The sequence below is a fragment of the Nonomuraea sp. GTA35 genome (assembly GCF_041950525.1).
In the GTDB taxonomy this organism is placed as follows: Bacteria; Actinomycetota; Actinomycetes; order Streptosporangiales; family Streptosporangiaceae; genus Nonomuraea.
On the sequence record NZ_JBGNUV010000004.1, the window covers coordinates 865333 to 883426 of the forward strand.

At 72.3% G+C, this 18094-nt stretch carries 15 protein-coding genes; 6 read left to right on the forward strand and 9 right to left on the reverse strand.

What is annotated here, in order from left to right:
- Nucleotides 1-13 precede the first annotated feature (13 nt).
- A complete protein-coding gene (eccD, locus tag ACBJ32_RS22460) occupies nucleotides 14-1447 on the reverse strand; it encodes a type VII secretion integral membrane protein EccD (RefSeq protein ID WP_357886600.1) in 1434 nt (477 codons plus the stop codon).
- A 101-nt stretch (nucleotides 1448-1548) separates the two neighbouring features.
- Here eccD and eccCa point away from each other — a divergent pair, with 101 nt between their 5' ends.
- Genes eccCa through ACBJ32_RS22475 form a run of 3 tightly spaced genes read left to right on the forward strand, consistent with a single transcriptional unit; the run spans nucleotide 1549 to nucleotide 6900 of the window.
- Nucleotides 1549-5532: a type VII secretion protein EccCa gene (gene eccCa, locus ACBJ32_RS22465; RefSeq protein WP_375128346.1), complete on the forward strand. Its 3984-nt coding sequence runs from the start codon at nucleotides 1549-1551 to the stop codon at nucleotides 5530-5532.
- A gap of 7 nt (nucleotides 5533-5539) precedes the next feature.
- Nucleotides 5540-5824 (forward strand): hypothetical protein, encoded by a 285-nt coding sequence (locus ACBJ32_RS22470; RefSeq protein WP_357886606.1) that lies wholly within the window; start codon nucleotides 5540-5542, stop codon nucleotides 5822-5824.
- Complete coding sequence (locus ACBJ32_RS22475) at nucleotides 5821-6900, forward strand: WXG100 family type VII secretion target (RefSeq protein WP_375128347.1); 1080 nt, start codon at nucleotides 5821-5823, stop codon at nucleotides 6898-6900. Before ACBJ32_RS22470 ends, ACBJ32_RS22475 begins: the two co-directional genes overlap by 4 nt.
- Nucleotides 6901-6940: 40 nt before the next feature.
- Here the strand turns inward: ACBJ32_RS22475 and ACBJ32_RS22480 are convergent, their stop codons facing one another.
- The 3 genes from ACBJ32_RS22480 to ACBJ32_RS22490 form a co-directional block, all read right to left on the reverse strand.
- Nucleotides 6941-9271: a protein kinase gene (locus tag ACBJ32_RS22480; RefSeq protein WP_375128348.1), complete on the reverse strand. Its 2331-nt coding sequence runs from the start codon at nucleotides 9269-9271 to the stop codon at nucleotides 6941-6943.
- A gap of 98 nt (nucleotides 9272-9369) precedes the next feature.
- Nucleotides 9370-10512, reverse strand: coding sequence for a S8 family serine peptidase (locus ACBJ32_RS22485; RefSeq protein ID WP_357886615.1), 1143 nt, complete (start codon nucleotides 10510-10512; stop codon nucleotides 9370-9372).
- A gap of 95 nt (nucleotides 10513-10607) precedes the next feature.
- Nucleotides 10608-10880, reverse strand: a complete 273-nt coding sequence (locus ACBJ32_RS22490) for a WXG100 family type VII secretion target (protein WP_168013589.1) — start codon at nucleotides 10878-10880, stop codon at nucleotides 10608-10610.
- Between the two features lie 120 nt (nucleotides 10881-11000).
- On the opposite strand from ACBJ32_RS22490, the gene ACBJ32_RS22495 reads away from it, so the two are divergent.
- The 3 genes from ACBJ32_RS22495 to ACBJ32_RS22505 all read left to right on the forward strand — a co-directional run bounded on the left by ACBJ32_RS22495 (nucleotide 11001) and on the right by ACBJ32_RS22505 (nucleotide 15042).
- Entirely contained in the window at nucleotides 11001-11720 is a 720-nt protein-coding gene (locus ACBJ32_RS22495; RefSeq protein ID WP_375128349.1) for an SDR family NAD(P)-dependent oxidoreductase, read from the forward strand.
- Nucleotides 11721-11743: 23 nt separating this feature from the next.
- Nucleotides 11744-13495 carry an acetyl/propionyl/methylcrotonyl-CoA carboxylase subunit alpha gene (locus ACBJ32_RS22500; RefSeq protein ID WP_375128350.1) on the forward strand — a complete coding sequence of 584 codons (1752 nt, stop codon included), beginning with the start codon at nucleotides 11744-11746 and terminating at the stop codon, nucleotides 13493-13495.
- A gap of 182 nt (nucleotides 13496-13677) precedes the next feature.
- Nucleotides 13678-15042: a hypothetical protein gene (locus tag ACBJ32_RS22505; RefSeq protein WP_375128351.1), complete on the forward strand. Its 1365-nt coding sequence runs from the start codon at nucleotides 13678-13680 to the stop codon at nucleotides 15040-15042.
- A gap of 194 nt (nucleotides 15043-15236) precedes the next feature.
- Here the strand turns inward: ACBJ32_RS22505 and ACBJ32_RS22510 are convergent, their stop codons facing one another.
- The 5 genes from ACBJ32_RS22510 to ACBJ32_RS22530 form a co-directional block, all read right to left on the reverse strand.
- A complete protein-coding gene (locus ACBJ32_RS22510; protein ID WP_375128352.1) occupies nucleotides 15237-15512 on the reverse strand; it encodes a hypothetical protein in 276 nt (91 codons plus the stop codon).
- Between the two features lie 40 nt (nucleotides 15513-15552).
- Complete coding sequence (locus tag ACBJ32_RS22515) at nucleotides 15553-16212, reverse strand: TetR/AcrR family transcriptional regulator (RefSeq protein WP_375128353.1); 660 nt, start codon at nucleotides 16210-16212, stop codon at nucleotides 15553-15555.
- 68 nt (nucleotides 16213-16280) lie between these two features.
- Entirely contained in the window at nucleotides 16281-16844 is a 564-nt protein-coding gene (locus tag ACBJ32_RS22520) for an AAA family ATPase (RefSeq protein WP_375128354.1), read from the reverse strand.
- Between the two features lie 162 nt (nucleotides 16845-17006).
- Nucleotides 17007-17585 (reverse strand): calcium-binding protein, encoded by a 579-nt coding sequence (locus ACBJ32_RS22525; protein ID WP_375128355.1) that lies wholly within the window; start codon nucleotides 17583-17585, stop codon nucleotides 17007-17009.
- Between the two features lie 17 nt (nucleotides 17586-17602).
- The gene (locus ACBJ32_RS22530; RefSeq protein WP_375128356.1) at nucleotides 17603-18076 is read right to left on the reverse strand and encodes a DUF1772 domain-containing protein; all 474 of its coding nucleotides are present in this window, start codon (nucleotides 18074-18076) and stop codon (nucleotides 17603-17605) included.
- Nucleotides 18077-18094: the final 18 nt, after the last annotated feature.

Sequence of the window (18094 nt, forward strand, 5' to 3'; positions counted from 1 at the left end):
GCCGGTCAGGGGCTCAGCCGCCGAGCCCGCGCACCCAGGCGTACACGTCCAGCACGCCCAGCGCCAGCGGCACCAGCGCCACGATCAGCAGCCACTCCACGATGTCGGCTGCCCGCCCCCAGAACGGCGAGAGCCGCCCGTCGGGCAGCCAGACCCCCATGCCGACCACGATCATCGCGGTCCACAGCAGCCCCAGCAGCACCGCGACGGCGGCCAGGCCGCCCACCACGACGCCGATCTGCACGCCCACCGCGGCCAGCCCGCCGAACCCGACGAGCATCAGCCACATCCGCTGCCCGACGCCCTGGAACACCCGCGCCCGCATGAGCTGCGCCAGCGCGAGCACCACGGACATGATGGCGGCGATCCACGTGCCCTCGGCCAGCAGCAGGGCGTGCGCCCCGAGCCCGACCAGGCAGATCGCGACGATCATGCCGGTCGCGTACCGCTGCGCCGCGCCGGTGCGCTGGAGCACGGAGGCGCTGTCGAGGTTCTGGTTGTCGCCGCGCAGCTCCTCCGCGTTGGTCGGCATGGTCGGCAGCGGCACCCTGGCCAGGCGGAACGACAGCACGGGGACCAGCGGCCCGAACGCCATCACGACGGCCGCCGCGACGGCCGCCACCCCTCCGGGGGACGCCCCGGCCACCATCACCACGGCCGCGCACACCGCGCCCACCATGGAGGCGATGGCCGTGCCGAGGAAGCCGGGCACGCCGCCGGCGATCGCGGTGCCGCCGATGGTGGCCACCAGCGCGGTGCAGGCCAGCGCCCCGAGCACCTGCGGCGCCCCCAGCGCCGCCAGCCCGCCGCCCGCGGCGGGAGCCAGCAGCCCGGCCAGGAACGCGTACGGCAGCGCGGCGTGCCCGATCAGCGCGCCCGCGCCCGAGTGGCCGACCGCCCTGGACAGCGCCACGCCGACCCCGACGAGCACCAGCGCCAGCGCCCCCGCCACGATCGCGGTGACCAGCGGCGTCAGCCCGCCGAACGCCAGCGCCACGACCCCGGCCAGCAGTAGCCCGCAGGCGGCCCCGCCGCCCATCGCGCGCGTGTGCCTGGCCTCCCAGCTCCCCCTGCCCTCGCGCACGCCGGTGGCGACCACGTCGGCCACGTCGTCGAACCTGGCGGGCGGCAGCGCCACCTGGCGCGGCCGCAGGTAGAGGATCTCGCCGTCGAGCACGCCGAGCTGGGCCAGGCTCTGCCCGAGGTCGAAGGGCGGCCCGCCGATCCGCTGCAACGTCCAGCCGGGCGCCGCGGCCGTCTCGCCGCCCAGCTCGCCCATGGCCCGCAACAGGCCGGGCAGCACGTGCGGCAGCGGGATGTCTGCGGGCAGCGCCAGGTCGGCCTTCCTGCGCGGTCCCACCACCGTGACGTGGCAGAGCGGCGGGAGCGGCGCGGGCATCTGGTGCAGTCCGTGCGGCGAAGGCGGGATCTCGGCCAGCGAAGTCACAGGGCCAACATAGCGAGGAGAAGTTAACTCATACCCCAACTCGGACGTAAGGCACATCTGGTAAGAAGGTTCTTCCGAGCGTCAGAAGGGCCTGTCCAAGGGTGAGCATCGTCGTCGTACGGCGTCCCGAGCGCCGTCCCAGCCCGAAGCCGCCGCGTGGCGAGATCCTCCTGGAGTCGCCCCCGGAGATCCCCGAGGTCCAGTCACAGGGCATGATGGCGGCCCTCACGTGGCTGCCGATGGTGGCCGGAGCGGCGGCCATGGGCCTGATGTTCACCGCCAACGGCAGCAACGCCAACCCCATCATGTACGTCGCCAGCGGCCTGTTCGCCTTCTCCATGGTCGGCATGACGCTCGGCCAGCTCGGCCGCCAGGCGGGCGAGCGCAAGCAGCGGCTCAACGGCGCCCGCCGCGACTACTTCCGCTACCTGGCCCAGATCCGCAAGCGCGTCCGCAAGGCCGCCGTCCAGCAGCGCGAGGCGCTGGAGTGGAGCGGCCCGGCCCCCGACACGCTGTGGTGGACCGCGATGGGCCCGCGCCTGTGGGAGCGCCGCCCCCGCGACGAGGACTTCAGCACCGTACGCCTGGGCACCGGCACCCAGAAGCTGGCCATCCAGCTCATCCCGCCGGACTCCAAGCCCGTCGAGGACCTGGACGCCCTGACCGCGGGCGCGCTGCGCAGGTTCATCCGCACGCACTCCACGGTCTCCCAGCTCCCGGTGGCCGTGGCGCTGCACTCGTTCGCCCGGATCAAGCTGGACGGCGACCCGGCCATGGTCCGCGACCTGGTGCGGGCGATGGTGGCGCAGATGGTGACGTTCCACTCGCCGGACGACATGCGGATCATGGTCTGCGCCGGCCGGGAGTGGATGGGCCACTGGGAATGGGTCAAGTGGCTGCCCCACGCCCTGCACCCGGAGGAGAACGACGGCGCCGGCCAGGTCAGGCTCATGGCCGAGAACCTGGCCCAGCTCGACCGGCTGGTGGGCGGCGAGCTGAAGGAGCGGGCCCGGTTCAAGCCGGGCGCCTCGCCGGACGCGCTGCCGTACCACGTGCTCATCCTGGACCACGGGCACGTGCCGCAGGACTCGCAGCTCGGCGCGGACGCCATCGACGGCGTCACCGTCATCGACCTGTCGAACTCCTCAGGCGTCGTCGAGGAGCGCAGCACGCTGCGCCTGCGCATCAACCAGACCGGCTTCCACATGGTCAAGATCGACCACGCGGGCAAGGAGAGCACGAACCGGCTCGGCGACCCCGACGCGCTCGACTACATCAGGGCCGAGGGGCTGGCCCGCCAGCTCGCGCCGCTGCGGGCCTCCACGGCCAAGGGCGGCGAGGCCCAGGACGTGCTGTCCACCAACACCACGCTGACCGACCTGCTCGGCGTCGGCGACCCCACCCGGCTCGACACCGGCCAGACGTGGCGGCCCCGGGCCGGCCGCAACCGGCTGCGCGTCCCGATCGGCCTCGGCAGCGACGGCCGGCTGGTCGAGCTGGACATCAAGGAGTCCGCGCAGGGCGGCATGGGCCCGCACGGCCTGGTCATCGGGGCCACCGGCTCCGGCAAGTCGGAGCTGCTGCGCACGCTCGTGCTCGGCCTGGCCGTCACGCACTCCTCCGAGATACTCAACTTCGTGCTCGTCGACTTCAAGGGCGGCGCCACGTTCCTCGGCCTGGACGGCCTCTCGCACGTCTCCGCGGTCATCACCAACCTCGAGGACGAGCTGCCGCTGGTCGACCGCATGCACGACGCGCTGCACGGCGAGATGGTGCGCAGGCAGGAGCTGCTGCGCGCGGCCGGCAACTACGCCTCGCTGCGCGACTACGAGCGCGCCCGCGAGCAGGGCGCCAACCTGCAGCCGATGCCCACGCTGTTCGTGGTCCTGGACGAGTTCAGCGAGCTGCTGTCGGCCAAGCCCGAGTTCATCGACCTGTTCGTGATGATCGGGCGGCTCGGCCGGTCGCTGGGCGTGCACCTGCTGCTCGCCTCGCAGCGGCTCGAGGAGGGCCGGCTGCGCGGGCTCGACACGCACCTGTCGTACCGGATCGGCCTGCGGACGTTCTCGGCCATGGAGAGCCGGGTCGTGCTGGGCGTGGCCGACGCGTACGAGCTGCCGTCCGCGCCCGGCAACGGCTACCTGAAGTTCGACACGACCGGGATGACCCGGTTCAAGGCCGCGTACGTGTCGGGCCCGTTCACGCCCGCCTCCGGGCACGTGGCCGCCGCCGACGGCACGGTGCCGATCAGGGAGGTCGTCCCGTACGGCCCCGACTTCGTGCCCGTGCCGCTCGTCGAGGAGCCGGTGGAGGCCGCTCCCCAGGAGGAGAGCAGGTCGCAGCAGAGCCTGCTCGACGTCGTCGTGGGCCGGCTGGTCGGCAAGGGCCCGCCCGCGCACCGCATCTGGCTGCCGCCGCTGGCCGAGCCGCCGACGCTGGCGCAGTTGCTGCCGCCGCTGTCGATCACGCCCGAGCTGGGGCTCTCGACGCCCGGCTGGCCGGGGCGCGGGCGGATGCAGGCCGTCGTCGGCATCATCGACCGGCCGTTCGAGCAGCGGCGGGACCCGTACTGGCTGGATCTGTCGGGCGCGTCAGGGCACGTCGGCGTGGCCGGCGGGCCGCAGAGCGGCAAGAGCACGGTGCTGCGCACGCTGATCGCGAGCATGGCGCTCACGCACACGCCGGCCGAGGTGCAGTTCTACTGCCTGGACTTCGGCGGCGGCGCCCTGTCGGGGATCGAGGGGCTGCCACACGTCGGCGGCGTGGCCAGCAGGCTGGACGCCGACCGGGTCCGCCGTACGGTCGCCGAGATCGCCGGCGTGCTGCAGCAACGCGAGCGGATGTTCACCGAGCAGGGCGTGGACTCCATGGTCACCTACCGCAGGCGGATCGCCGACGGCTCGCTCAAGGGCGACGGCTGGGGCGACATCTTCCTCGTGGTGGACGGCTGGCTCACGATCAGGCAGGAGTTCGACGCGCTGGAGCCGGTCATCACCGACCTGGCGGCGCGCGGCCTGGGCTACGGCATCCACGTGGTGGCGGCCACGAACAAGTGGTCGGAGTTCCGGCCCGGCATCAGGGACCTGTTCGGCACCAGGATCGAGCTGAAGCTGGGCGACGCGTACGAGTCCGAGATCAACAGGAAGAAGTCGCTCGCCGTGCCGGAGGGCGTGCCAGGGCGCGGCCTGACCAGGGACGGGCTGCACTTCCTCAGCGCGCTGCCGCGCATCGACGGCGTGCAGGACGCCGAGGACCTGACGACCGGCGTGCAGGGGCTGGTCACGGCCGTGCGGGACTCCTGGCAGGGCCCGCCGGCCAAGAGCGTGCGGCTGCTGCCCTCGGTGCTGCCGGCCGCGTCGCTGCCCGGGCCCGAGGAGAGCGGCAGCAGGAGCAGGATCGCGATCGGCGTGGACGAGGCCACGCTCTCCCCGGTGTTCCTCGACTTCGACACCGACCCGCACTTCGTCGTGCTGGGCGACAACGAGAGCGGCAAGTCCAACCTGCTCAAGGTGATCACGGAGAGCGTCGCGGCCAGGTACGAGCCGCGCGAGGCGATGATGATCTTCATCGACTACCGGCGCTCCCTGCTGGACACGGCCGTGGGCGACAACCGCATCGGCTACGCCGCCTCCGCCAAGGCGGCGCTCGACCTCGTCCAGGACGCCCGCAACGCGCTGCTCAAGCGGCTGCCGCCGGCCGACCTCACCCCCGAGCAGCTGCGTGCCCGCGACTGGTGGAAGGGCTCCGACCTGTACATCGTGGTCGACGACTACGACCTGGTCTCCGGCTCGAACAACCCGCTGATGCCGCTGGCCGACCTGCTGCCCCAGGCCCGCGACATCGGCCTGCACCTGATCCTGTCGCGGGCGATGGGCGGCGCGGGCCGGGCCATGTTCGAGCCGCTGATCCAGCGGCTCAAGGACATGGCCAGCCCCGCCGTCATCCTGTCCGGGACCAAGGACGAGGGCTTCCTGTTCGGCAACGTCCGCGCCCAGCCGCTGCCACCCGGACGCGGCTTCCTCGTGGACAGGAAGTACGGCTCGCGGCTGGCGCAGACGGCGCTCTGGCCGCCATCGGAGGACTGAAAGGATCATGGCAGGTCTCGACATCCACTACGACGCGCTCGACGACTGCCGCACCGCGGCCAGGACGCTGATGGGCCAGTTCGGCGGCCTGGCCGACGACTACCCGGCGGACCGGCCCGACTCGACGATCTTCGGCCGGGTGGGCGGCGCGTCGGCGCTGGCCGACGCCGTACGCACGGTGGAGACCACCTGCGACAGCGAGTTCGGCAAGGCCAAGAGCCTGCTGGAGAGCGTCGAACGGGCGCTCGACCTGGTGCAGAGCAACGTACGGAGGGCGAACGAGCCGTCATGAGCGCCCGTGAAGGCATCCGCGAGCTGCCCAACGGCGAGGCCCTCGCCGACCTGGCCGACGAGGTCAGCGGCAGCCCGTCGTCGATCCGCGACATCGCCGCCCGCTGGCGCGCGGCCGCGAGCCGGGTGAGCACCAGCACCGGCACGCTGGGCGGCGCCGTCTCGACCGTGGACCTGGCCTGGGAGGGCGAGTCGGCCAACGCCTTCGTCGGCTACATGTCGAAGTACGGCAAGGCCGGCCAGGACCTGCACGACGCCCTGGTCGGCTGCGCGGGCAAGCTGGAGAAGGCCGCCGACACCCTGGAGTCGTCCCAGCGCGTCGTGGACGGCATCTGCGACCGGCTGCTCACCCGGGTGGGCACGTACAGGCAGAACAACCCGGACGCCGAACAGGAGAAGCTCGACGAGCGGATCGGCCAGTGGGTCAACGACGAGATCGCCGTCGCGCGCCCGACGGTGCAGGAGGCCAGGGACGCGGTCAACGACGCCAAGGAGGCGCTCGGCACCCTGATGAGCGAGCGGGACACCACGTTCCGGCAGATCGGCCTGGCCGGGGAGGAGAGGTTCACGCCGGACTCCGGATACCGCTTCGACTGGAGGCGCACGGAGAGCTACACCGCGCAGACCGCCGCGGGCGGTCCGGGCGGCAGCCCCGTCGTCGGCGCCGGGCCCGGCGGGTACGGCCCCAGCGGCCTGCCGCCGGCCGGCGGCGGCCCCGCCCCGACGGGACAGGTCAAGGAGTGGATCGAGCAGGCCATCGCCATCCTGCGGGACCACGGCTACCCGGCCGACAAGATGAACCCCAACGACATCTGGATGGTCATCCAGCACGAGTCGGGCGGCAACCCGAACGCGATCAACCTCTGGGACTCCAACGCCGCCGCCGGGCACCCCTCCAAGGGCCTGATGCAGACCATCGACCCGACGTTCGACGCCTACTCCCTCGGCGGGAGCATCTACGACCCGGTGTCCAACATCGTCGCGGGCGTGCGGTACGCCATCGAACGCTACGGCAGCGTGTCCGCCGTGCCCGGCGTCGTGGGCATGAAGACCGGGGTCGGCTACAGCGGCTACTGATCCGTCCCGCGCCGTGGTGCCACGGCGCGGGACGCCCGGGCTAGCCGCAGTTGTCCCACGGGGCGCTCGTGCTGCCCGACCCGGCGCTGCCGGAGTAACGCACGCACTTGCCCTTGGCGGACAGCTTCACCGGACCCGCGTAGTACTCGTAGTTCCCCGAGTCGGTCTGGCTCCCGCCGCCCTGCACCTCCAGGGTGGCGCTGACCGGCGTCGCCTTGCCGACGTTCGCCCCCGACTTGAGGGTGACCACGCAGTTCTGTCCCGTGCCGTTGTTCCAGAGCTGGTACGTGGTGCCCCCGCTGAACGAGCTCGACCGCTGCACGACGAACCCGCTCCCGCACACCTGGGTCGCGCTGTACGGGTTCGGCTTCGGCGCCGCGGTGGTCTTGGTGGGCTGGGGCTTCTGGGTGGTCTTCGTCGGGGTGGGCCGCGGCTCCGGCTCCCGCGTCGGCTCCTTGGTCGTCTTCGTGGGGGTCGGCGTGGGGGTCGGCGTGGGCTTCCTGGTGGGTTCGACCGTCTTCGTGACCGTGGCCGTCGGCTTGGGCTTGGCCGTCTTCGACGGCTTGGCCGTGGGCGTGGTCTTCGGCGTCCTGGTCCTGGTGGGCGTCACGGTGACGGTGGGGACCGGCACCGGCTGCTGCGTGATCGCCGGCGGGGTCGGCACCGTGGTGAGCACGGGGACCTCCGCCGAGCTGCTGGGGCCTTGGGACGGCAGCTCCATGGGGCCGACGCCGTTGTCGTCCGGGCTGGGCGTGGTCGTCGCCCACGGCGCGGTCACCTCGGTCTGCGGCTGCGCGGCCGGAGGGGTTCCCTGCCCGTGGGCGGCGGCGTTGTCCGGGCTCGGGCTGCTGGAGGCCGCGGCGGCGGGCGCGAACGTGACCTTGTCCGAGTACTGGCTCGCGCCCCACAGGCCGAGTCCCGACAGCAGCACCACGGCCGTCACCCCGGCCACCAGGCCGATGGGGAACGGCTTGCGCGGCTGGCCGTCACCCTGCCTGTGGAGGAGGTGCGGCGGGTGCTGGGGCGGGTGCTGCTGCTCCGCGATGGGCGGCGGGCCCCACACCGGGGGCTCGTGATGGCCGGGCCCCATCGGGGACGGCACGACGGCGCCCTGCTGCGGCGGCACGACGACACCGTGCTGCGGCGGCACGCCGTCCGGCCCCATCGGGCCGGGGCCCATGCCGTCCGGGCCCATCGGGCCGGGGATCGGCGCGCCGGGGCCCAGGGGAGCCGGCGGCATGCCGTGCGGAGCGGGGCCCTCCCCCACCGGCGGCGGCCCCCACGCGGTGCCGGGGGGTATCGGCCCTTCGCCCATCGGACCGGGAGGACCCTCGCCCACCGGGCCGGGGCCGGCCGCGGGACCCGGCATCATCGGGCCGGGGCCGGCGGGCACCGGGCCCTGCGGGTGCATCGGGCCGTCCGGCTGCCGGGGCACCTGAGCGCCCTCGATGGAGAGCTGGATCGGCAGGATCAGCGGCGGCTGCCCGCCGGGCGGCGGCACGGGGCCGGAGCCCGGCCGGCCGGCCTGGGGCGGCACGGGAACGCCGTCGAGCAACGTCGGAGCGAGATCGCCGGATCCCTGCGGCGGCACGGGAACGCCCTGGACGGCCGGCGCGGGCATGGGCGCGTTCGCGTCGCCGAGGAGCCGCAGCAGCGCCACGTACGCCGTGGGCCGCCCCGTCACCTCCTTGGCCAGCGCGGCCACCACCACCTGCCGCAGCGGCTCCGGCAGCTCCCCGATCCGGGGCTCCCCGTTCAGCACGCTCTCCTTGTCGTGCTCGAACGGTGCGGCGCCGGTGGCGGCGAACACCACGGTCGCGGCCCAGGAGAAGACGTCGGCGTACGGGCCGTACTGCAGCCCGGCGAGCTGCTCGGGCGCCCGGAAGCCGAGCTCGCCGGCGGGCTCGCCCAGCTCCATGTCGGTGACGCGCGGCCCGTCGGCGGTGAGGATCACGTTCGACGGCGTGAGCCCCCGGTGCGCGAACCCCGCGACGTGCACGGCGGTCAGCGCGGTCAGCATGCCCACCGCGACCCGCTCCAGCGCGTCACCGCTCAGCGGCCCGTCCGCCGCGACGGCCTCGGCCAGCGAGCGGCCCTCGACGTACTCCCTGATCACGTACGGCCGGCCGTCCTCGACGCCGGCGGCGATCGTGCGGGCCACGTAGGAGCTGGACACCCGGGTGACGTTCCGCAGCCGCTCGGCGAAGCCGGGGTCGGCCGCCGGGTCGGTGCTCAGCGTCTTGACCACGACCTGGGGCGCGTCCTCGGATTCCCGGCCCAGATGGACGGCACCGCGCGGGCCCTCGCCCAGGCGGCCGACGATCTCGTGGCCGCCGATCCGTTCAGGCTTCTGGGAGTCCTTCTCCGCCATGACCATCCTTCCGGCATTACGTCATGATCGGAGGACATTTAATCAAATATGCCCCATACGCATCAGGGGTTTCGGTTAGGCGCTCTGACTATTAACCGTCAATTAGCGCTGGAGCCGCCCGAGGAGCCCGCCCGCCAGCCGCGCCGCCGTCCCATCGGCACGAAGATCCACGCCATGATCGTCACTCCGGCCAGCGACAGCCCTCCCGCCGCGACCGCGGTGGCCACCTCGATGGAGCGCTGGTCGGGCGGCACGACCTTGCGCACCGCGGAGGCGGGCAGCGGCTCCGGCACCGGCGGGGCCACCGCCACCTGCTCCGACGGCAGCACCGCGGTGACCGCAAGCAGCGGGTTGACCATGCCCGCCCCCGTGCCCTTGCCGGAGGCGCCGTCCGCGGTCAGCGTGATGCGGCGGCGTACCCGGAGCTGGTCGAGCTGGGGGTGGCGGGAGCGGACGAGCGCGGCCACGCCCGCCACGTACGGCGCCGCGTAGCTCGTGCCCTCCAGGTTGCTCCGGTAGCCCTTGCCCGTCCACGTGGAGCTGAGGCCCTCGCCGGGGCCGAGCACCGCGACGGCGTTCGGGTTGGAGAACGTCGAGCGCCCGCCGTTCGGGGTCGCCGAGCCCACCGACAGCACGCCGTCGTAGGCCGCCGGGTAGGCCGGGCCGGTGGAGCCGTCGTTCTTCTCCACGTTGCCCGCGGCGGCCACGATCACGATGTCCCGGCCGAGGGCGTAGTCGACGGCGGACTTGAGCTCCGGCTGGTCGTGCGCCTGGATGGAGACGTTGATGACGTCGGCGTTCTCGTCCGCGGCCGTCCTGATGGCCTTGGCCAGCAGCGCCACGTCACCCAGCGAGGTGGTCGTCTGCTTGATCGACAGCAGCCTGACGGCCGGGGCGACGCCGTGGAAGGGGAGGTCGGAGCGGGGCTGACCGGCGATGATGCCGGCCACCGCGGTGCCGTGGCCGACGCAGTCGCGGAAGCTGGTGTTGGTCAGGTCGGCCTTGCCCGCCAGGCGGATCTGGGGGTGCGTCTCGTCCACGCCGCTGTCGATGACGGCGACCGTCACGCCCTGCCCCATGGTCAGGGGCCAGACGCGCTTGACGTCCAGCCGCCGCTGGGCCCAGCTCTCCGCCACGGACGGGCTGGCCTTCTCGGGCTCGCACCGCTCGGGTGCCGCCTGCGCGGATACGGTTGCGAACTGCAGGGCGAGCGCGCCGGCCAGGAGAACGCGACCAATCATGACGAAAGAGCGTATCCCGCCCGCGTGAAGGCGCGGACAGGCCCCTCAACGGGAAGAAGCCCCAGCAGCCTTCCCGCCAGGGCCTCTCCCGTTGCTCATTGCGTGGCGGTGTCGATGTTCTGGCGGTACGTCGTGATGACCCGCGAAGCCTCACCCAGTTCCTCGGCCATCCGCTGGAACGCCGTCCGGTAGTTCTGCCACGACTGCTGGAAGCGCTGCGCGCCCTGCCCCGTCCACGCGGTGCCGACCTTGGCGGCCTCGCGGTCGAGAGCGGTCATCGTGGCGCGGACCGCCTCGGCCTGCTGCGTGAACTGGTTGGACATCTGCTGCATTTCCTGCAGGTTTCCGCCGACCATGCTGTGGCTCATGCATACCTCCTGGCACCTGTGAAAGCGCCATCACCCTAAGGAAGCACGCACGGACATCGCCGCCGTTATGCCGAGCGGCTATGGTCTACCCGAGGAATGTTCGGATCGCGTGGGGGGCTCATGCGCGAGGTCGTGGTCACCGGGGGCGGCACCGGAATCGGATACGCGATCGCCGCCGCCTTCGCCTCGCTCGGCGACCGCGTCACCATCACCGGCCGCCGCGAGGACGTGCTCGCCAAGGCCGCCGGCAGCATCGGGGCACGGTTCCTGCCGTTCGACGCCTCCAGCCCCGCCGAGGTGCAGGCCGCGCTCGCCGACCTGCCCGAGCGGGTGGACGTCCTGGTCAACAACGCCGGCGGCAACACCAACCTGGGCCGCAGGCAGCCGCGCGAGCTGATCGACGTGGCCGAGGCGTGGTGGGCCAACCTCAACGCCAACCTCATGTCCGCCGTGCTCGTCACGACCGCGCTCGCCCCGCGCATGGCCGAGGGCGGCCGGATCGTCTCGATCGGCTCGATCGCCGCCAGGGGCACCGGCTCCGGCTCGTACGGCGCCGCCAAGGCCGCCATGGAGTCGTGGACCGCCGACCTGGCCGCCGAACTGGGCCCCCGGGGCATCACCGCGAACGTCGTCTCCCCCGGCCTCGTCCTCGACACCGAGTTCTTCAGGGGCCGCCTGACGGAGGAAGGCATCAAGGCCCGCGTGGAGAACACCCGCAACGGCCGCCCTGGCAGCCCCGCCGACGTGGCCGATACCGTGCTCTTCTTGGCCTCCCCGGGTGCCCGGCACGTCACGGGGCAGGTGCTTCACGTGAACGGCGGCGCGTACCTGGGCCGCTGACCCTAGGAGGAAGGACAACGCAGGTGCGGAAGGTTCTGATCGCCAACCGCGGCGAGATCGCCGTACGTGTGGCCCGGGCTTGTGCGGACTCCGGGATCGGCAGCGTCGCGGTCTACGCCGACCAGGACCTCGACGCCCTGCACGTCAAGGTCGCCGACGAGGCGTACGCGCTGGGCGGCCGGACCCCGGCGGAGACCTACCTCGACATCGGCAAGCTGATCGACGTCGCGCGCCGCTCCGGCGCCGACGCCGTGCACCCCGGCTACGGCTTCCTGTCCGAGAACGCCGATTTCGCCCAGGCCGTCATCGACGCGGGCCTGACCTGGATCGGCCCGCCGCCCGCCGCGATCGCCGCGCTCGGCGACAAGGTGCAGGCCAGGCACATCGCCCAGAAGGTCGGCGCGCCGCTGGTCGCGGGCACCAAGGACCCGGTGGCCGACGTGGCCGAGGTGGTGGCGTTCGCCGAGGAGCACGGGCTGCCGATCGCGATCAAGGCCGCGTACGGCGGTGGCGGGCGCGGCATCAAGGTGGCTCGCCGCATCGAGGAGGTCGCCGAGCTGTACGAGTCGGCCGTACGCGAGGCGGTCGTCTCCTTCGGGCGCGGCGAGTGCTTCGTCGAGCGCTACCTCGACCGGCCCCGCCACGTCGAGACCCAGTGCCTGGCCGACCGGGCGGGCAACGTCGTCGTGGTCAGCACCCGCGACTGCTCCCTCCAGCGCCGCCACCAGAAGCTGGTGGAGGAGGCGCCGGCGCCGTTCCTGACCCCCGCGCAGGTGGAGATCCTCTACTCCAGCTCCAAGGCCATCCTCAAGGAGGCCGGCTACGTCGGGGCCGGCACCTGCGAGTTCCTCGTCGGGCAGGACGGCACGATCTCCTTCCTGGAGGTCAACACCCGCCTGCAGGTCGAACACCCCGTCTCCGAGGAGGTGTCGGGCATCGACCTGGTGCGCGAGATGTTCAGGATCGCCGACGGCGAGCCGCTGGGCTACGACGACCCCGCCCTGCGCGGCCACTCGATCGAGTTCCGGATCAACGCCGAGGACGCCGGCCGCAACTTCCTGCCCGCCCCCGGCACGCTGACCACCATGCGCGCCCCCTCCGGGCCCGGGGTGCGCCTCGACTCCGGCTACGAGGCGGGCATGACGGTGCCCGGGACGTTCGACTCGCTGGTGGCCAAGCTGATCGTGACCGGGCGGACCCGGCAGGAGGCGCTGGAGCGGGCGCGGCGGGCGCTGGCGGAGTTCGAGATCACCGGCATGCCGACCGTGCTGCCCTTCCACCGGGCCGTCGTCGCCGATCCGGCGTTCACGTCCGCGCCGTTCTCCGTCCACACGCGGTGGATCGAGACGGAGTGGGACAACCCCGTGGCGCCGTACGACGGGGAGGTGGCCTCCTCCGGTGAGGCGCCCGGGCGGGAGACGGTGACGGTCGAGGTCGGCGGCAAGCGGCTGGAGGTCGTCCTGCCCGCCGGCCTGGGCGCCGCGCCCGCGCCCGCCGCGGCCGCGAAGACGGCGCGGCGGACGGGGAGCAAGGCCAGGAAGGGCTCGACGGCGGGCGGCGACGCGCTGGTCAGCCCGATGCAGGGAACGATCGTGAAGATCGTGGCGTCCGACGGCGACGTGGTGAACGAGGGGGACACGGTCGTCGTACTGGAGGCCATGAAGATGGAGCAGCCGCTGGCGGCGCACAAGTCCGGCGCCGTCACGGGCCTGACGGCGGCGATCGGCCAGACGGTCACGGCGGGCGCCACGATCTGCGAGATCAAGAACACCTGAGAAGGGGCGTGCGCGCCCGGGGCGACGGCCCCTTGACCGTGAATCTCCCGGCCCTGCGCACAACCGGTGCCCGGCACTTCGGCCACGATGTGCGCCTGCATGTCCCCGGACGGGTAGCGTGCCCATTGAGGAACTTTGCCGACCGCCCATTCGTCCTCAAGGGCGAAGGAGGCTTGCTGCCAATGACCCACTCGCTGCGCCGAGCAGGGGCCGCGATCGCGGCTCTGATCGCCGGTCTCATCGTCGTTCTTGCGCTGTCCCCTGCCGCCAACGCGGCGGCCCCTCCGGACGCGAACTCCGTGGTGTCCAACTGGAAGAAGGACCCGCTCTACGCGGTGTCCGGCTCCTCGTTGTCGTCTGACCAGCAGAGCGAGATCAATGACGCGCTCAAGGGCGCCGACACCAAGATCTACGCCGTTGCGCTGCCTGACGGCACGGTGGACGGCACCACCGTTGCGCCCTACATGTCCCAGCTCAACACCGCGCTGAGCGCCGCCGGCCGCCCCAGCGCGACGTTCGTCGTGCTCGACGGCCAGACGATGTTCGCCGCCTCGAGCGCCCTGAAGCAGCAGGGTCTGGCAGCCCGGCTGTCCGACCTCTCGGTCACCGCCAACTCGGGCGACATCGTGGCCGGCATGAAGGACTTCGCCAACCGCGTGGACATGGCCGCCAAGGGCGACCGTTCGGCCCTGTCCTCCGGCAGCCAGGCCAACCCGGGTGCCGGCGGCACCGCCGCCCTGATCGGCCTGGGCGCGCTGGCGCTGGTCGGCGGTGGCGGCTACTTCCTCTACTCCAGCAACAAGAAGAAGAAGCGCGCCATCCAGGAGGCCAAGGACCTCGCCGCGGTCAAGCAGACCGTCGAGGAGGACGTCACCAAGCTCGGCGAGGAGATCACCGCCCTCGACACCGACGTCACGCTGGCCGGCCAGGGCGGCGCGCACATCGACGAGTGGCAGACGGCGCTCGACTCCTACGAGAAGGCCAAGACCCAGCTCAACACGGTCCAGCGGCCCGACCAGGTCCGCGAGGTCACCCAGACCCTCGAGGACGGCCGCTACGCGCTGGCCGTGGTGAAGGCCAAGGTCAACAACGAGCCGGTGCCCGAGCGCCGCGCCCCCTGCTTCTTCAACCCGCAGCACGGCCCGTCCGCCCGCGACGTGCGCTGGGCCCCGCCCGGCGGCGCGGTGCGCGACGTGCCCGCCTGCCGGATGGACGCGGAGGCCGTGGAGCGCGGCTTCGACCCGCAGATGCGCGAGGTCATGGTCGACGGCCAGCGCAGGCCGTACTACGACGCGGGCCCGGCGTACCAGCCGTACGCGTACGGCTACTACGGCGGCTTCGGCGACATCATGACCGGCATGTTCATCGGCACCATGATGGGCAGCATGCTCAGCGGCGGCTTCGGTTACGGCGGCTACGGCGCCGGCTACGCCGAGGGCTACTCCGACGCGGGCGCCGGGGACATGGGCGGCGGAGACGCCGGCTGGGGCGACTTCGGCGGCGGAGGCGACTTCGGCGGCGGAGACTTCGGCGGCGGCGACTGGTGACAGCCGCGGGCCTCCCGGCGTCCTGACCGGGTTCCGCAATCGGCAAGGCAGAGCCTCAGATCCCTTCGTGATCTGAGGCTCTTCGCTTGCCGTGCGGCGTGCCGACCGGGAGGAACGTGAGGTCGCCGAAGCTCGCAGGCCAGGCCGGGCAGCTTGCCGGCCCGGCCCGGCCCGCCCAGTCCCGGCAGCGTGCGCTAGCCGTGGAAGCTTCCTCCCAGGTCCCTGTCGACCTCGGCCCGGCGTTCGTGCACCCACGCGCCGTCGACGCACTTGTATCCGGCGTGGTCGACGTATCCCTCGGGGTAGAGACCGCCTCCGCCCTGCCCCGACGCGGGGTACTCCTCGTAGTCGGACCTGGTGACGCAGTCGGCCACGGCCGGGGAGCCGGTGGCAACGACGACGGCGGTGGTGGCGAGGACCGTGGCCGTGGCCGCCCGGGCTCGTCGCATGGCGTGATCGAGAATGGACACACCGTGATGATAGACGTGCGGCGCGGCCGCGTCCGGGTGGTCAGGCCTGAAGGAGGGTGGCCGCGAGGATCCAGGCGAGCCATTCCTCGTACTCGGTCTCGGTCCACCCGCAGACCTCGGTCAGCTTCTCGAAGTTCTCCGTCGAGGTGAGGACGTAGATCTGCTCGGCCGCTCTGGCCGGGGTGAGGCCCGCCCGCAGGGCCCCGAGCGCGTGCAGGTGGTGGGCCGGTCCGTGGCCGCCCTTCAGCCTCTCGCGTTCGATGTCGGCCAGGACCTCCTGGAGCCCCGCGTCGGCCGGAGAGGCGGCGGCGGCCGCGCGCAGAACGCGGTGCACGGGCTGGATGCGCCAGAGGATCCCGGTGGCCATGGCGGCGTAAAGGGCCAGCTTGCGTGCGGGATCGGGTTCGTCGATGATCGCCTGGACCTCGGGGCGGTCGCCCTGCGGCAAGGGCCGGGCATCGCCGGCCAGCGTGATGTCGTAGACGAGCTTGGCCAGGGCGGGCTTGCCGCCGGGTGAGGACGTGTACAGCGTCTGGAGCGCCACCCCGGCCTCGCGAGCGACCTCGGCCATGGTCGTGTCGGCGTAACCCTTCCTGATCATCAATTCCCGCGCCGCGCTCGCGATCTTCTGCCGCGTGGCTTCGGCCTGCTCCTGCCGCAGCGCGCTGGAGTAGGGGCGGCGCTTCTTCTGCTCGGTCATCGCGCACCATGATTCCAGAACGGAATTGACCAGAAGATCGCCTCTCTCCGACGCTACCGGCGGACGCGTCACCCCTTCCGGCCACCGTCTCCCGTGTTCCTCGGGACAGCCACTCCGGCACTGGTACTCATCGGTCCCAGCTGAGCCAGGAGAGTTTCGAGCGACGCCTGCGGGGTCCGGCCCGCGGTGTCGAGGGTGATGTGGTCGCGGTCCCACGGCTCGTACTCGCGCTCCACCACCTCTCCCCACCCCGGCAGCCGAAGGTCCGGGATGTCGGTGGTGCGTGAAGTCACGCGGTGCCGGTGCTCGTCCTGGTCGGAGCAGGTCACCTCCACCTCGGCGACCGGCACCCCGGCCCGGGCCCCCACCTCGCGCCAGGCGTCGCGGGTGATCGGCAGCGGGTTCACCGACTCCGCGATCACCGTGAGGCCCTGGCGGAGGTGGTCCTCGGCAAGGGCGTAGCCGACGGTGTATCCGGCCGGGCCGAGGGGGTGGCGGGCCAGGCCCGAGCGGACGATCGCCTGTTCGATGGTGTCGATGCGGACGTGGACCGCGCCGGCCAGGTGCTTGGCGAGGAGGCGGGACAGCGTCGTCTTGCCCGTGCCCGGAAGGCCGCCGATGACGATGAGCATGCCTCTCATGCTGCCGGACTTCTGGGAAGGGGGCGGCTTTCCAGCAAATGATTGACGCGAGGCCGGAGCGCCGTCCAGATTTCTGACTTGTTGGATATGGCCGGGTGCCGGGGTCTGCAGCCTTGGCGTTCAGGGCCCGTACCGCTGGGCGGGGCGGTGCGCCTACTCGCAGTTCTCCACGCTGTCGGTGCCAGGGCCGCCGTCGCAGGTGTCGGTGTCGGCTCCGCCTTCGAGGCCGTCCTCGCCCTTGCCGCCGTTGAGCTCGTCGTTCCCCTTGCCGCCGTTGAGCTCGTCGTCGCCCTTGCCGCCGTTGAGTTCGTCCTTGCCGTCGCCGCCGCGCAGGTCGTCGTCGCCGTCGCCACCGATCAGCAGATCCTCGTTCGTGCCTGCGCGCAGCACGTCGTCACCGTCGCCACCCTGGAGGATGACCTGGTCGGGGGCCTTCATGTCGACGCGGTCGTCCCCGTCACCGACGGTGATCTTGACGCGCTTCAACACGGCGAACGACATGACGTCGCCCGGTTCGGCGTCCGGGGTGCACCCCTTGATCGGGCCGGCGCCGTCGTGGAGGTAGAGGTTGTACTTGCTCCTGGTGATCGTGAGCTCGTTGTCCACGCCGGGCTCGGCCGTGTAACGGAGTTCCTGGCCGACGACCGTACAGGTGCCCGCGAACTCGGGCTCGGCCACGGCGGCTTGGGGACTGAGCAGCACCAGCGTCGTCAGTAAGGCGTGGAGCGTCATGGAGCTTCCTCTCGGTTTCAGGGGTGCGATCGGTCGATGACCTGGGCGGTGATCAGGCAGCCGAACGCCGCGAGGGCGAGCGCCGTCCGTACGAGGTGCAGGTGGGACCATTGCCGGCGGCTCTCGTGCCAGCCGACCGGTAGCCGGTCGGCGACCCAGGTGTTGGCGAGCTGGTTGAGCGGTTCCAGGGCGGCCACCGTGAGCACGATCGTGAGGGCGACCAGGATCAGGGCGGCCACGCCGAGGCCGAAGACGAGCCTGCCGTGACGCCAGGAGATGACGGCCGCGACGAGCAGGACCGCGACGGTGGCCAGGAGCAGCGGGGGCATGGTCCGGCCGTGGTCGGCGTTGAGGGCCTGCCAGTACCTGACGTACGCGGGGCCGGGGAGCCGAGTGACGGATGGGGCGATCACCACGAAGAGGACGCCGCCCGCGTACAGGCCGACCATCGCCAGCCCGGCCGCCCTGAGCACGGTGAGAGCCAGGGACACCGTGAGCCCCTTTCGCTG